General features: G+C 49.6%; 15 protein-coding genes. All 15 read left to right on the plus strand.

What is annotated here, in order from left to right:
- Positions 1 to 305 precede the first annotated feature (305 nt).
- Positions 306 to 3,425 (plus strand): Mbeg1-like protein, encoded by a 3,120-nt coding sequence (locus tag ACTHUT_RS03705; RefSeq protein ID WP_440386182.1) that lies wholly within the window; start codon positions 306 to 308, stop codon positions 3,423 to 3,425.
- 116 nt (positions 3,426 to 3,541) lie between these two features.
- On the plus strand, positions 3,542 to 4,162 hold the full coding sequence (locus ACTHUT_RS03710) for a phosphoribosylanthranilate isomerase (RefSeq protein ID WP_440386183.1): 621 nt from the start codon (positions 3,542 to 3,544) through the stop codon (positions 4,160 to 4,162).
- Between the two features lie 36 nt (positions 4,163 to 4,198).
- Positions 4,199 to 4,801, plus strand: a complete 603-nt coding sequence (locus ACTHUT_RS03715) for a DNA glycosylase (RefSeq protein ID WP_070813819.1) — start codon at positions 4,199 to 4,201, stop codon at positions 4,799 to 4,801.
- A 4-nt stretch (positions 4,802 to 4,805) separates the two neighbouring features.
- Positions 4,806 to 5,216: a hypothetical protein gene (locus ACTHUT_RS03720; protein WP_440386184.1), complete on the plus strand. Its 411-nt coding sequence runs from the start codon at positions 4,806 to 4,808 to the stop codon at positions 5,214 to 5,216.
- A gap of 112 nt (positions 5,217 to 5,328) precedes the next feature.
- Positions 5,329 to 6,531, plus strand: a complete 1,203-nt coding sequence (gene trpB / locus ACTHUT_RS03725; protein ID WP_440386185.1) for a tryptophan synthase subunit beta — start codon at positions 5,329 to 5,331, stop codon at positions 6,529 to 6,531.
- Between the two features lie 127 nt (positions 6,532 to 6,658).
- Positions 6,659 to 7,564 (plus strand): DMT family transporter, encoded by a 906-nt coding sequence (locus tag ACTHUT_RS03730; RefSeq protein ID WP_440386420.1) that lies wholly within the window; start codon positions 6,659 to 6,661, stop codon positions 7,562 to 7,564.
- A gap of 52 nt (positions 7,565 to 7,616) precedes the next feature.
- Entirely contained in the window at positions 7,617 to 8,906 is a 1,290-nt protein-coding gene (bioA, locus tag ACTHUT_RS03735; protein WP_440386187.1) for an adenosylmethionine--8-amino-7-oxononanoate transaminase, read from the plus strand.
- Positions 8,903 to 9,559, plus strand: coding sequence for a dethiobiotin synthase (gene bioD, locus ACTHUT_RS03740; RefSeq protein WP_440386188.1), 657 nt, complete (start codon positions 8,903 to 8,905; stop codon positions 9,557 to 9,559). The genes bioA and bioD overlap by 4 nt, the downstream gene beginning before the upstream one ends.
- On the plus strand, positions 9,549 to 10,043 hold the full coding sequence (locus tag ACTHUT_RS03745; protein WP_440386189.1) for a chorismate--pyruvate lyase family protein: 495 nt from the start codon (positions 9,549 to 9,551) through the stop codon (positions 10,041 to 10,043). Before bioD ends, ACTHUT_RS03745 begins: the two co-directional genes overlap by 11 nt.
- A gap of 173 nt (positions 10,044 to 10,216) precedes the next feature.
- Positions 10,217 to 11,137 (plus strand): 4-hydroxybenzoate octaprenyltransferase, encoded by a 921-nt coding sequence (gene ubiA, locus ACTHUT_RS03750; RefSeq protein ID WP_070850695.1) that lies wholly within the window; start codon positions 10,217 to 10,219, stop codon positions 11,135 to 11,137.
- Positions 11,138 to 11,406: 269 nt separating this feature from the next.
- On the plus strand, positions 11,407 to 11,856 hold the full coding sequence (gene ptsN / locus ACTHUT_RS03755) for a PTS IIA-like nitrogen regulatory protein PtsN (protein ID WP_003747374.1): 450 nt from the start codon (positions 11,407 to 11,409) through the stop codon (positions 11,854 to 11,856).
- 3 nt (positions 11,857 to 11,859) lie between these two features.
- Positions 11,860 to 12,822: an HPr(Ser) kinase/phosphatase gene (hprK, locus tag ACTHUT_RS03760; RefSeq protein ID WP_003747372.1), complete on the plus strand. Its 963-nt coding sequence runs from the start codon at positions 11,860 to 11,862 to the stop codon at positions 12,820 to 12,822.
- Complete coding sequence (gene rapZ, locus ACTHUT_RS03765) at positions 12,803 to 13,657, plus strand: RNase adapter RapZ (RefSeq protein WP_440386190.1); 855 nt, start codon at positions 12,803 to 12,805, stop codon at positions 13,655 to 13,657. The genes hprK and rapZ overlap by 20 nt, the downstream gene beginning before the upstream one ends.
- A gap of 34 nt (positions 13,658 to 13,691) precedes the next feature.
- Positions 13,692 to 13,916, plus strand: coding sequence for a protocatechuate 3,4-dioxygenase (locus ACTHUT_RS03770; RefSeq protein ID WP_039862229.1), 225 nt, complete (start codon positions 13,692 to 13,694; stop codon positions 13,914 to 13,916).
- A gap of 93 nt (positions 13,917 to 14,009) precedes the next feature.
- Positions 14,010 to 14,730: ribosome biogenesis GTPase YlqF (gene ylqF, locus ACTHUT_RS03775; RefSeq protein ID WP_440418677.1), on the plus strand; the 721-nt coding region annotated here is incomplete at its 3' end.

The following is a 14,730-nucleotide window of genomic DNA, read 5'->3' on the forward strand; positions in this document are numbered from 1 at the left end:
TCTGAAAGACTTTTTCAGACGGCCTTGATATTTTTTTATTATTGACGGGCATTATCCAAATTTTGTGTGAATCCAATTGTGGATAGTTTGGTTTAATTATTGATAATAAAGAATAAATTGATTTTGATGAAAAAATAGGCAATTTAAAAAGGAGCTAATAATCACGAAGTCATTTTATAACTGTTGTTAATTTGATAAGCATTTTGAATCTGTTTGGCTGAATAAATTCACTTGTTTTTAGCTTGCTTATATAATCTAAACGCATTATTGCATATTCAAATTAAATTTAACAAAGGGATAAAGAAATGACTGAAACTCAAAACCAACCTAATAACGAAGAGTCTGTAGTGATTATCGGCACGCGTCGTGATGATGTGCTGTATGGCAGCTTGGGACACAATATTTTTTACGGCGGCTTAGGAAACGATACCTTTATTGTGAACAACCGGAATGACCAAATCGTTGAAAGGTACGGCGAGGGTACGGATACGGTTTATACCCATACGACTTATACGTTGCCGAATTATGTTGAAAACCTGACGATGACCGGCCACGATAATATTTTTGGTTTCGGCAACAATTCCGACAACGTCCTTATCGGCAACAGCGGCAACAATCGTTTGAGCGCCGGTCGTGGCAATGATGTGCTTTACGGCGGGGCGGGTAATGATTTGCTGCTGGCAGGCGATGATGACGACAAACTTTATGGTGGCGACGGCAACGATATTTTGCGTGGCGATCATGGTAACGATTATTTGGAAGGAAACGAAGGCGACGATGTTTTAGACGGCGGAATCGGTGCAGACGTAATGCGCGGAGGTAATGGCAACGATACATATTATGTGGACAGTCAAAACGATGTCGTTATCGAAGAAGCCAATGGCGGCATTGATACGGTCTACACAGGTATGACTTACCGTTTGCCGACACATGTCGAAAACCTGACCTTGACCGGCAGCGGCAATTATTTCGGCTTCGGCAACCATTCCGACAACGTCCTAATCGGCAACATCGGCAACAACCGTTTGATCGGAGGCCGCGGTAATGATGTGCTTCGCGGAGAGGCAGGCTATGACTTGCTGTTGGCGGGCGATGGCGACGACAAACTTTACGGCGGTACCGGCAACGATATTTTACGCGGCGATGCCGGTAATGATTATTTAGATGGCGGCGAAGGAAATGACACGCTTGAAGGTGGTAGCGGAGATGATACTTATGTGTTCCGCCGCGGCAGCGGCCATGATGTCATTTCAGACAATTTGGGCCATAACAGCATTCATTTTGAAGGTTTGAGTAAGAAGGATATCAGTCTTACTACTCGTCCAAGCGTCAGTAATCCTGTCCTTGAAGATTGGGTATTTACGATTCGTGAAACAGGCGAAACATTGACCCTTAGAGAGCAACACAAGACCTATTCATCTGTATCCAATTATAAATTTTCGGATAGAGAGGCGGATTTTGCAAAAACCTTTAAATACCCCGAACATGATACCAGCCAAGACAGCGTGACCATGCGTGTGCTTTACAAAGATGGTCATGCCGTCACACATGCCACCGTACAAGGGCAGCATCTTCAGACGGCCTCTTTGCAGTATTGGGAAAATATTGCCACTCAAAAAAGAGTCAATGATATTGTTCGACCCAGTTATAAACAGGCTCAGCATTCTATTTTTACCAAAGACAGTGATGGCGACGGTTTGGTCGATGCCATTGACCGCAATACACAGGAGTGGAATGTTTCCGAGCGCGATTTACGGATGTTCTCATCATTGGCGTATCATTCTCCATCTGAACTGCATACTTTGTTTAAAGGCGATTATTGGTGGAATACGCAATATGCTTCTATTGCTAAGAATATTAACGACAAATATTTTAGCAATCAGGCCAATGTATCTGAATTGGTTGGGAAATGGACATTGCTTAAGGCAGGTAGTCCGGGAGGCGGTTTGGATTATGCGATTTTCGGCAATTCGAACAAGAAGGGCGGTTGGGAAAATGTCGTGGTAGCGTTTAGAGGTACGCAGGCTACCAGCATTAAAGATGTTTTGGCTGATTTGAACATTATGACCGGTAATTTGCCGGCTCAAACCAAATATCTGAATGACATTGCCCGTTATATTGATACGCTTCATGCCAAAAATGTGTATTCGACCGGACATTCGTTGGGCGGCTATCTTGCAGAATACTTTGCCGCACATACCATGCAACAGCGTAATGATTGGGCAAGTGATTTCAAACGCAGCAGTCTGTTTAATCCGGCTGTTTTGAATGTGGACAGCGATTCGCCCGAAGCTTTAAAACAAGCACGGGATATGGCCGATAAAATGGCGGAAACACGTATCACGGACAACTCGGATACAACACAGGCACGCCATCTGTATGAAACCAATTCCTATGTAATCAAAGGCGAATGGGTTGGAGATGGTTTTTCAGGCAAAACAGGTGCGGGTATTGGTGCATTTTTGGGAGGGCTTGTTTTTGGGCCATTTGGCGTTGCAGCAGGTGTACTTGCAGGTGCTGCTGCGTCCCAAGTTCATAAAGGATTGGGCAGATACCCGAATGCCAAGGTTTTGGATTTTAAAAGCGATGATGTATGGGGCAAACACAATATGACCAGCTTTTATGAGTCTGATACCGAACTTGAACAATACTTCTCCCAAGGTAAACGTATCGACAAGCATTACAAAAATCCTTATTTGATGGATTCTGACCAAGACGGTTTTTCAGACGGCATTGAAAAGAAATGGGGTAGCAGCAGTAATGATGCCCAAGAAACGCCATACGCAACCGGTACCTCTGCTATTTATACCGATGACCGGCCCATGCTTGCCGTGGTTCAGACAGAGGATGCAGCCGGTAACGTCCTGTCACTCAAAGGCGTGGAAATGACGGCGCACCAGCAGGGCGATAAGATGGCGTATGCGGCAAACGGCAAGGAAATCGACTTAGGCAAAAACGGCTTTGATTGGTCTGTCAGCATCAGTGGAGACAACAAAGGCGTAGCGGCCTTGCATGGCAGCGCGGCTGACGATGTATTGAAAGGCAGCGATGGCAATGATTATCTGGCAGGCGGACTGGGTAGCGATACCATTGTTACCGGCGAGGGTAGAGATACGGTGGCATTTACTGCGTGGGATGTTCGTGAGGGCAAACTGGATCACTTGCTGGATTTCAATCCGGTCAAAGACAAGTTGGATTTGAGCGCCATGCGTCCGCTGCTTAATGAGAAAGAAAGCCAGGTCGGCTGGGCGGATTTGTTTGTCCGCGATGTGGATACATTCAGCCCCGACCGCTCGTATCTTGTGTTCAACAGCACCCAAAAAACCTTGGCGTATCGGGGGGCAGGAGCTGAAAGCAATACAGAGTTTGCACGTTTCTACAACGAAGACGCTGCGCAGCTGACGGCCGCTAATATTATCGGCTGATGGTTATTTTGAAGTTTAAGGCCGTCTGAACTTGATATTTCATGTTCAGACGGCCTTAAACTTTGTGTTTGTTAACTATATAATATCCGACCCATCTGTTTAAAAAGGCCATCGCCATGAACACCATACGCACCAAGATTTGCGGTATTACCCGACCTGAAGACGCGCTGGCTGCGGCCGAATTGGGCACGGATGCCATCGGGCTGGTGTTTTACGCCAAGAGTAAACGGGCTGTAAATATTGAGCAGGCGCAGGCGGTTGTGAGAAATTTGCCGCCGTTTGTATCGGTGGTGGCCTTGTTTGTGAATGAAAAAGAGCAAGCCATCCGTGAGATTTTGCGTCAGGTGCCGATAGATGTGATTCAGTTTCATGGCGATGAGGACGATGATTTTTGCCGTCGGTTTGACCGCCCGTATTTGAAGGCCGTGCGCGTACAGTCCGCTGCCGATATTCAGACGGCCTGTGCCAAATTTCCGAATGCCCGCGCTTTGCTGTTTGATGCCTATCATCCGACCGAATACGGCGGTACGGGACAAAGTTTCGACTGGACCATGTTGCACGGCAATATCGGCAAACCGTGGATACTGGCCGGCGGATTGACTGCGGAAAATGTTGCCGAAGCGGTAAAAATCAGTGGTGCGGCGGCGGTGGATGTGTCCGGTAGCGTGGAAATCTCCGGCGGGGTTAAGAGCAGGGAGAAAATGGCGGCGTTTATTCAGGCGGTAAAGGCCGTCTGAAATTTTGTTTGAATTCAAAGCAACCGGAATACAGATATGCAAGAGCCAATCGTTGAGTCCCACCCTTTCGCAGCCTTGTTGCCGCCGCAGGCAACGGTCATGATGATGGGGACGTTTCCGCCTAAAGAAGAAAAACACGCGATGCAGTTTCATTATCCGAATTTTCAAAACGATATGTGGCGCGTGTACGGGCTGGTGTTTTTCGGCGATGCGGCGCATTTTCAAAAGCAGGGCGAAAAGGCGTTTGATGCCGATAAAATCAAAGCGTTTTTAAGTGAGAAGGGGATTGCATCCTGTCCGACCGTATTGAAGGCAATACGCGAACATGGCAATGCTTCGGATAAGTTTTTAAAAGTGATAGAGACCGTCGATTTGGCGGCAGTATTGGCGCAAATGCCCGAGTGTCGCCATCTTTGCACCACCGGCGGTAAGGCAACCGAAGTTTTGTTGGAGATTCAAGGCAGCGGCATGAAAATGCCGAAAACCGGCGAAACAGTGCCGTTTCCCTATGCTGGACGTGAGTTGACCCTGACGCGCCTGCCTTCGACTTCGCGCGCCTATCCTTTGAGTTTGGCGAAAAAAGCGGCGGCGTATCGGGCTTTTTTCGAAACGGCTGGATTGACTGTTTTTCAGGAGTAGGGCGATGGACCGTTATGAAATCTCTTTAATGACGTTTATGGCGTTGTGGTGGCTTTTTAATGTCGTCTCAGTGTGGTTGAAGGCTAAACAATGGCATATCAAGATATTGTTGGGCGGAACGCTTTTGTATGTGATACAAATATCTACAGTCATTATGTCTGTTAACGGCCTTAATTGGATATTTTTGAACACAAGTACCATAAATACCGATTCGTTGATTATTGCTTTGCTTGCGCTTAACTTTCTGGGTTGTTGGTTGCTGGCACTGTGGCTGGGAATGTTGGCACTAAAAATATGCCTGAGAAACAAAAACGAAGAAAAATATATTGCACCGCCGTTGGGTGCGGCATTGCTTGCAACATCGAGCAGTACGCTGTTGTTCCTATTTTGTCTGCTGATATTATTATTCAATTAGTTGCCGACAAGATGAATGGAAAACGGCTATAATTGCTGACAATTTTTACTTTCAGACGACCCTTTACTGAATCAGGCCGTCTGAAACCAGAAAACGAACAAGGAAAAATCCCATGAAAAATTATCACGCTCCCGACGAGAAAGGCTTTTTCGGCGAACACGGCGGTCTGTATGTTTCCGAAACCCTGATTCCTGCTTTGCAAGAATTGGCAGAAGCCTATAAAGCGGCGAAAGAAGATCCTTCATTTTGGGAAGAGTTCCGCCATGATTTGAAACACTATGTCGGCCGTCCCAGCCCTGTTTACCATGCCGCGCGATTGTCCGAGCATTTGGGCGGCGCACAAATTTGGCTGAAGCGTGAAGATTTGAACCACACCGGCGCGCACAAAGTCAACAACACCATCGGTCAGGCATTGCTTGCCCGCCGCATGGGCAAAAAACGCGTGATTGCTGAGACCGGCGCGGGTCAGCACGGCGTGGCCTCCGCCACTGTTGCCGCACGCTTCGGCATGACTTGCGACGTGTACATGGGCGCAGACGATATCCAACGTCAAATGCCCAACGTGTTCCGCATGAAATTATTGGGTGCGAACGTGGTCAGCGTCGACAGCGGCAGCCGCACGCTGAAAGACGCGATGAACGAAGCCATGCGCGAATGGGTGGCCCGCGTGGACGATACGTTCTACATCATCGGCACTGCCGCAGGCCCTGCGCCGTATCCCGAAATGGTACGCGATTTCCAATGCGTGATCGGCAATGAAGCCAAAGAACAAATGTTGGAAGCCATCGGCCGCCAACCTGATGTTGCCGTTGCCTGCGTGGGTGGCGGCTCGAACGCCATCGGTTTGTTCCATCCCTATATCGAAGAAGAAAACGTACGTTTGATCGGCGTAGAAGCCGGCGGTTTGGGCGTGGATACCCCCGACCACGCCGCACCGATTACCAGCAAAGCCCCTATCGGCGTACTGCACGGTTTCCGCAGCTATTTGATGCAGGACGAAAACGGCCAAGTCCTGGGTACGCACTCTGTTTCCGCAGGCTTGGACTACCCAGGCATCGGCCCGGAACACAGCCATTTGAACGACATCAACCGCGTGGAATACACCGTTGCCAAAGACGACGAAGCACTCGAAGCCTTTGATTTGCTCTGCCGTTTCGAGGGCATTATTCCTGCGCTGGAATCTAGCCACGCCGTAGCTTGGGCGGTGAAAAACGCGCCGAAAATGAGCAAAGACCAAGTGATTTTGGTCAACCTCTCTGGCCGCGGCGACAAAGACATCAATACCGTGGCAAAACTTAAAGGCATTGAGTTGTAAGCCTGATTGATTGAGCAGTAAAGGCCGTCTGAAAAAGCTGGATTTCAGTCTTTCAGACGGCCTTTGTTTCCGTGATGGTTGGCGCAAGCTTAAAACCGATTATCCAAGTTATCCATTTATTGTGATTATGAAACATTTGGCAATCCATCTAAAACTATTGGGCATGGCGGCGTTTTGGGGCGCATCTTGGCCGATGGGGCGGATGTTGGGACAGGCGCTGCCGCCTTTAACGGGCGGTATGCTGCGCTTTTTGACGGCGGCAATCTTGCTTTTGGGCTGGCTGTTTGCACGGTATCGGTTGCGTACTTTGGCGGTTTTGTCGCGCAAACAATGGCTTGGATTGGCGCTGGCGGCGACATTCGGCGTATTTGGTTTTACCGTATTGTCTATGCTGGGTTTGCAGAGGATTCCTGCTTCGAGGGCGACGGTGTTGGTTACGTTTAATCCTGTGTTGACGATGTTTTTTGCGGCTTTGCTGTTTGGAGAAAAACTCAACGGCAAGATTGTGTCGGGTATGCTGTTAGCTGTGGCAGGCTCGATATGGGCGGTCACGCATGGCGAGATTGCGGCGTTTTTGTCGGGCGGCGGCCTAGGGTGGGGCGAAGTGCTGGTGTTTTTCAGCCTTTGCTGCTTGGTCACTTATACGATGATAGGCCGGGCGGTGTTGCAGGGGATTGACGCGCTGACGGTTACCGTGGCCACCGCTTGGCTGGGTGCAATGATGTTGCTGCCGCCGGCGCTGATTTCAGACGGCCTGCCGTTTGGTATGCTTGCCGAAATGGACGGCAGGGGCTGGTTTGCTTTGATTGGCTTGTCTGTCGGTGCAACGGTCTTGAGCTATGCGTGGTATTTTGAAGGCGTGAAGACTTTGGGCGCAGGCAGCGCGGCGGCGTACATCACTTTGGTGCCGGTATTCGGCATTTTGTGTTCCGCTTGGTTTTTGGGCGAGGCATTGCATGTTTCCTTGGTTGCCGGCTGTTTGGCGGCGGTGGGCGGATTGGCGTTGATGCAGTACGGAAGACGTGCCGTCTGAAATAGAAAATATGTTATATAATAATGAAACTGATCAAATCATTGTTTTTAACATGTCCGAACATTCCTCCCTGCTCGATTTCGACCGCACCCATCTGCTCCATCCTTATACATCTATGACCGACCCGTTGCCTGTTTATCCGGTGCGCCGAGCGGAGGGCGTGCATATCGAATTGGCGGACGGTACGCGGCTGATTGACGGGATGTCGTCTTGGTGGTGTGCGATACACGGCTATAATCATCCTGTTTTGAATCAGGCGGTTGAGGCGCAGATTAAACAGATGTCGCATGTGATGTTCGGCGGTTTGACGCATGAGCCGGCGGTGGAACTGGGCAAATTATTGGTCGGGATTTTGCCGCAGGGGCTGGACCGTATTTTTTATGCGGATTCGGGTTCGGTTTCGGTAGAAGTCGCGCTGAAGATGGCGGTACAATACCAGCAGGCGCGGGGTTTGACCGCGAAGCAGAATATCACGACGGTGCGGCGCGGGTATCACGGCGATACTTGGAACGCGATGTCCGTCTGCGATCCGGAAACGGGGATGCACCATATTTTCGGCAGCGCTCTGCCGCAGCGTTATTTTGTCGATAATCCGCAAAGCCGTTTCGACGATGAATGGGACGGGGCGGATTTGCAGCCTGTCCGCGCCTTGTTTGAAGCGCATCATGCGGACATTGCCGCCTTTATTTTGGAACCGGTCGTGCAGGGCGCGGGCGGTATGTATTTTTATCATCCGCAGTATCTTAGCGGATTGCGCGATTTGTGTGACGAATTTGATATCGTGTTGATTTTTGACGAAATCGCAACCGGATTCGGGCGCACGGGCAAGATGTTTGCCTGCGAACACGCGGAGGTCGTACCGGATATTATGTGTATCGGCAAGGGCTTGAGCGGCGGCTATATGACGCTGGCGGCGGCGATTACTTCGCAAAAAGTCACCGAAACGATTTCGCGCGGCGAAGCGGGTGTTTTTATGCACGGCCCGACGTTTATGGCGAACCCGCTGGCGTGTGCCGTTGCCTGCGCTTCGGTCAAGTTGCTTTTGTCCCAAGATTGGCAGGCAAATATCCGTCGCATTGAAAGCATCTTAAAAGGCCGTCTGAACGCTGCATGGGACATTCGAGGCGTGAAAGACGTACGTGTCTTGGGTGCCATCGGCGTGATCGAGCTGGAAAAAGGCGTGGATATGGCGCGTTTTCAAGCGGATTGCGTGGTGCAGGGAATTTGGGTGCGCCCATTCGGCAGGCTGGTGTACCTCATGCCGCCTTACATCATTTCAGACGGCCTCTTGACCGAACTTGCCGACAAAACCGTACAAATCTTGAAGGAACACAGCAAATGAAAGGCGTTTACTTCGTCAGCGGCATAGACACGGACATCGGCAAAACCGTCGCCACCGGCATGTTGGCAAAACAATTGTTGCAGCAGGGCAAGAGCGTGATCACGCAAAAGCCCGTGCAAACCGGTTGCCAAAACATCGCCGACGACATCGCCGTCCACCGCAACATCATGGGCATACCCATGCAGGAAGCCGACAAACAGCGGCTGACCATGCCCGAAATCTTCAGCTATCCCGCCTCGCCCCACCTCGCCGCCCGTCTGGACGGCAGGACTTTGGACTTGAACAAAATCCGTGCCGCCACGGAGCAACTGGCGGCACAATACGAAATCGTATTGGTCGAAGGCGCAGGCGGATTGATGGTTCCGCTGACGGAAAACCTGTTAACCATTGATTATATTCAGCAACAGGCTTATCCCGTCATTCTCGTTACCAGCGGGCGGCTCGGCAGCATCAACCATACCCTGCTTAGCTTCGCCGCGCTCAAACAATACGGTATCCGGTTACACAGCCTGATTTTCAACCATATCCACGACAGCAAAGATGAAACCGTTGCCGGCGACACCTTGGAATATCTTAAAGGCCGTCTGAAAGATGAATTTCCTGAAGCCCAATGGCAGGAGTTGGCCAAAACAGAGGTGCCAGATGGAGCTTGATATACCGAGTGGCACGCTTTGCTCATATGCAGAAGCTTCAAGTCTTCTGCCGTCTAAGGTCGGACATTTGCTGACCGTTTCTTCGCTAACCGCTGCGTTGCGCGCTTCAGGTAAGGATTTTTCAGTCGAGCCGGTGTATTTGGGTTTGACGAAGGAGGAGGAAAACGGAGAAGAAATCTTTGTGCGCGATGTTTTGCTCAAACTGGACGGCGAAACAGTGATACAAGCCAGAAGCGCGTGCCGGCCGGATAGCCGTCTATGGACTAAATTATTGGATTGCGGAACGCAGCCTTTGGGCGAGCGTCTGTTTGACGGTACATTGCCATTGAAACGTTCGGATTTTGAGTTTCTTCGTTTTGAAGATGCCGATCATCCGTCTTTCAGACGGCCTGTTACCGCGCGCCGTTCGTATTTCGATTGGAACGGCGAAATATTGGAATTAACAGAATATTTCTTATTGAAATTAATAGATTTATACCGATAAGGCCGTCTGAAAAGAAAACCGATTGCCGATGTTTGTCATAATTCTGTTATAATACAACAAATTAAATCGTTAAGATTCGTTTGATTTCAGACGGCAATAAATTATAATAAGAGCTAAGGCTCTAAAATGCCTTTCCTTCAGCATCAATACATATACAACGACACATTACACCAATGAACATACGGCGCTTTTTCCTACAATTTTTACCGCGTTACGCTGTCGGACGGATGGTGATATACGCCAAACTGATGCGCATCGACAAACCCATCGGCACCCTGCTTTTGCTGTGGCCGACTTATTGGGCATTGTGGATTGCGTCTAAAGGCGTTCCCGATGCGGATATTTTTATTGCCTTTACTGCAGGCACGTTTTTAATGCGCAGCGCAGGCTGCGTCGTGAACGACTTTGCCGATCGCAATTTTGACGGCGCAGTAGAGCGCACCAAAAACCGCCCGTTTGCCAAAGGTTTGGTTTCCAAAACCGAAGCGCTGCTTTTGACCGTCATGTTGTGTCTGATGGCGGCCTTGTGTCTGGTGCCGCTCAACCGCTTTACCTGGCTGATGAGCCTTCCGGCCTTGTTTCTGGCCGTCACATATCCCTTTACCAAACGCTTTTTCCCGTTGCCGCAGTTTTATTTGGGACTGGCATTTTCGTTCGGTATCCCCATGGCCTTTGCCGCCGTGCAAGGCCGAGTGCCTCCCGAAGCGTGGCTGATGTTTACCGCCAATGCCTTATGGACGCTGGCTTACGACACGATTTATGCCATGGCGGACAAAGAAGACGATTTGAAAATCGGCATTAAAACTTCGGCAATCACATTTGGCCATCACGACATTAGCGCAGCCATGCTTTGCCATTTTTGGTTTACCGTATTGATGGCGGTGTTGGGTATCAAAATCGGCGCAACTTGGCCGTATTGGCTGGTATTGCCGATAACTGCGTATTGGCAGTGCCAACAATATGCCGCCATCCGTACGCGCGACCGTCAGTTGTGCTTCCAAACGTTTTTGGCCAACAACCGCATCGGCTTGGCGTGGTTTTGCGGATTGGTCTGCCATTATTTCTGGTTGTTTTTGGTGTCCAAACTGTTTTAAAAAACGAGGTTGGGGCCGTCTGAAAAGAAAGGGAAAAGGAGTATGCCGGACATACTCCTTTTTATTTAAACCGTGATTTAGCCAATGATGGAATTTTTACTTTAAATCAATCATAATCAAATGGTTGGATTATTTTCGGCTCGTTAAAAAATATCAAAAACAACATGGAAAATGTTAGCGGGACGAGTGTAAATTACGCCTTCAGGATTGAGATTTGCACCGACAATCGGTACAATCCCATTGTTTTGCGACATTTAAAAGAGATACATATGAGCCTGATCGGCGAAATTTTACCTTTGTCCCATATCGTTTTGGATTTGGAAGTCAGCAGCAAAAAGCGTCTGTTTGAAGAGGCCGCACAGCTGCTGGAGAATGAAGCAGAATTACCGAATGCCAACGTGTTCGACTGCCTGTTTGCCCGTGAAAAACTCGGTTCGACCGGTTTGGGGCAGGGGGTGGCGATTCCCCACGGCCGTCACGCATGCGTGAAAAAAGCCACCGGTGCGTTTATCCGTACCAAAGAGCCGGTCGCCTTTGATGCGCCCGACGGCAAACCCGTTTCCCTGATTTTCATCCTGCTTGTGCCTGAAAACGCTACCGGCGAACATTTGGAAGTCTTGTCCAAACTGGCCGGCAGATTCTCTCAAAAAGCCGTCCGTGAAGCATTGATGGCCGCGACTTCTGCCGAAGAAGTACGCACACTCCTGACCGAAGAGTAATTCATGCCCAGCATATCCGTCCGCCGCCTGTTTTCCGACAATCAGCACAAACTCGAACTTGCTTGGGCTGCCGGCAATTCCGGCGCGGACAACCGTATCGGTGTCGAAGCCGATAAACCCGTCTTGGCCTTGGTCGGCCACTTAAACTTTATCCATCCCAACCAAATTCAAGTTGTCGGCGTAGCCGAAGCCGAATATTTACGCCGTCTGGAATCGGGCGAACTCAACTATGATTTCGGCGAGCTTTTCGACATCCCCATGTCTTTGGTCATCGTCGCCAACGGTTTGCCGGTTTCGCCCAAATTGCGTGATTATTGCCATACCAACAGTATCCCCTTACTGACTTCCAAACAGGAAAGCCCGCACTTGATGGACGTTTTGCGGATTTATCTGCAACGCACATTGGCGACTTCCACCATCAAGCACGGCGTATTTTTGGATGTATTTGAAGTGGGCGTACTCATTACCGGACAATCCGGCTTGGGTAAGAGCGAATTGGCATTGGAGCTGATTTCGCGCGGCCACAGCCTGATTGCCGATGATGCGGTCGAACTCTTCCGCACCGGCCCGGAAATGCTGGAAGGCCGTTGCCCGCCTATGCTGCGTGATTTCCTCGAAGTACGCGGTTTGGGCATACTCAATATCCGCCATATTTTTGGCGAAACCTCCATCCGTCCGAAAAAAATCCTCCAGCTGATTATTAATTTGGTTCCGGCTGACGACGGATACATGAAACAACTCGATCGATTGAGCATCCGTACCGAAACAGAATCTATCCTCAACGTCAGTGTCCGTTCCGTTACCCTGCCTGTTGCAATCGGTCGAAACTTAGCAGTATTGGTTGAAGCTGCGGTGCGCAATTACATCCTTCAATTGCGCGGCAAAGACAGCACCAAAGAATTCCTCGAACGCCATCAAACACAACTCAAAGAAAACGAACAAAACCATGAAAATCGTCCTGATTAGCGGCTTATCCGGCTCAGGAAAATCCGTAGCCCTCAAACAGCTTGAAGATTTGGGCTATTACTGTGTCGATAATCTTCCCTTGGAAATGCTTCCGTCGTTGGTTTCACTCCACATCGAACGTGCCGATGAAACCAAACTCGGTGTCAGCGTTGACATCCGTTCTGGTATCAATATTCAGGAAGCGCAAGAGCAAATCCAATATTTGCGGCATGAAGGGCATCAAGTCGAAGTCCTCTTTATTGAAGCAGAAGAGGGCGTGTTGGTACGCCGCTTCTCGGAAACCCGCCGCGGCCATCCTTTGTCCGGCCATAATCTGACCTTGTTGGAAAGCCTGCAAAAAGAACGCGAATGGCTCTTTCCGCTCAAAGACATTGCATATTGCATCGATACGTCCAAAATGAACGCGCAGCAGCTGCGTTATGCCGTTCAACAATGGCTCAACATTGAACGCATCGGTTTGCTGGTTATTCTTGAATCCTTTGGTTTCAAATACGGCGTTCCCAATAATGCCGACTTTATGTTTGACATGCGCAGCCTGCCCAATCCGTATTACGATCCGGAATTGCGCCCTTTTACCGGTATGGACAAACCCATTCAAGATTATTTGGACCAGCAGCCTTTGGTTCAAGAAATGGTTGATGATATTGAGCATTTCTTAAACCGCTGGCTGCCGCGCCTGCAGCAAGAGAGCCGCAGTTATGTGACGATTGCCATCGGTTGTACCGGCGGTCAGCACCGCTCCGTTTATGTTATAGAAAAACTGGCCGAACGCCTCAAAGGCTGTTATGAACTCCTTGTCCGCCACCGTCAGGCACAAAGCTTGGCAGGACGTTAACTTGCCGTTTCAGACGGCCTCAAAGGAAGAAACCATGAAAAAAATCAGTCTGACCGCATTATCCCTGCTTATCTTGACCGCCTGCGCGACAGAGCCTGTTACTGCTTACCGTTGGCACCGTACCGGCGCGAGTGAAGCTGAAGTTTCCCGCCAAATCAATACCTGCAAATCGCAAGTCCAAAATGGAAATACATCCAAAACGTTTGAGCAATGTATGGATGAAGCTGGGTATTACAGCTACGAGCATGGCAATCTCTAAATCCTGATTGACCGATTATCCCAATATCGAGGCCGTCTGAAAAACAATGATTGTTCAGACGGCCTCAGATACGAATAGAAAGAGCAAAAAGACATGGCTATCCAATGGTTTCCCGGCCACATGAACAAGGCAAAAAAAGCCATTGCCGAACGTATTAAAAGCGTTGATATGGTGATTGAGATGTTGGACGCGCGTATGCCTGCTTCCAGCGAAAACCCCTTGCTTGCCCAGTTGTCCAAAGGCAAGCCCAAACTCAAAATCTTAAACAAGCAAGACCTTGCCGATCCCGAGCGCACCAAAGTTTGGCTCGAACACTACAACAGCCGCCAAGATACCCGCGCCATTGCGCTGGATTCTTCCGAAACCGGCACACATGGCAAAATCACCCAAGCCTGCCGCGCCATGATTCCGCATCGCCAAGGTATCGAGAAGCCGTTGCGTGTCCTGATTTGCGGTATTCCCAACGTCGGCAAATCCACCTTGATTAACGGCATGATCGGCAAAAAATCTGCCAAAACCGGTAACGAACCCGGTATTACCAAAGCCGAACAGCGCCTTTTCCTTGCCGACGATTTCTGGCTTTACGATACCCCCGGTATGTTGTGGCCGAAAATTATTGTTGAAGAAGGCGGATACAACCTTGCGGCCGGCGGTGCAGTCGGACGCAACGCGCTGGACGAAGAAGAGGTGGCGCTTGAGCTTTTGGATTACCTCCGCCGCCATTATCTGGCCCTGTTGCAAGAGCGCTATCAAGCCGACAAAGATCCAAGCAGCCATTGGGACGATACTTCTTGGCTGGAGTGGATTGCCAAGA

Source organism: Neisseria sp. P0022.S010 (assembly GCF_051956635.1).

Coding starts and splice junctions, on each gene's coding strand:
- ACTHUT_RS03705 (WP_440386182.1), top strand. CDS start 306: ATGACTGAAACTCAAAACCAACCTAATAACGAAGAGTCTGTAGTGATT.
- ACTHUT_RS03710 (WP_440386183.1), top strand. CDS start 3,542: ATGAACACCATACGCACCAAGATTTGCGGTATTACCCGACCTGAAGAC.
- ACTHUT_RS03715 (WP_070813819.1), top strand. CDS start 4,199: ATGCAAGAGCCAATCGTTGAGTCCCACCCTTTCGCAGCCTTGTTGCCG.
- ACTHUT_RS03720 (WP_440386184.1), top strand. CDS start 4,806: ATGGACCGTTATGAAATCTCTTTAATGACGTTTATGGCGTTGTGGTGG.
- trpB (WP_440386185.1), top strand. CDS start 5,329: ATGAAAAATTATCACGCTCCCGACGAGAAAGGCTTTTTCGGCGAACAC.
- ACTHUT_RS03730 (WP_440386420.1), top strand. CDS start 6,659: ATGAAACATTTGGCAATCCATCTAAAACTATTGGGCATGGCGGCGTTT.
- bioA (WP_440386187.1), top strand. CDS start 7,617: ATGTCCGAACATTCCTCCCTGCTCGATTTCGACCGCACCCATCTGCTC.
- bioD (WP_440386188.1), top strand. CDS start 8,903: ATGAAAGGCGTTTACTTCGTCAGCGGCATAGACACGGACATCGGCAAA.
- ACTHUT_RS03745 (WP_440386189.1), top strand. CDS start 9,549: ATGGAGCTTGATATACCGAGTGGCACGCTTTGCTCATATGCAGAAGCT.
- ubiA (WP_070850695.1), top strand. CDS start 10,217: ATGAACATACGGCGCTTTTTCCTACAATTTTTACCGCGTTACGCTGTC.
- ptsN (WP_003747374.1), top strand. CDS start 11,407: ATGAGCCTGATCGGCGAAATTTTACCTTTGTCCCATATCGTTTTGGAT.
- hprK (WP_003747372.1), top strand. CDS start 11,860: ATGCCCAGCATATCCGTCCGCCGCCTGTTTTCCGACAATCAGCACAAA.
- rapZ (WP_440386190.1), top strand. CDS start 12,803: ATGAAAATCGTCCTGATTAGCGGCTTATCCGGCTCAGGAAAATCCGTA.
- ACTHUT_RS03770 (WP_039862229.1), top strand. CDS start 13,692: ATGAAAAAAATCAGTCTGACCGCATTATCCCTGCTTATCTTGACCGCC.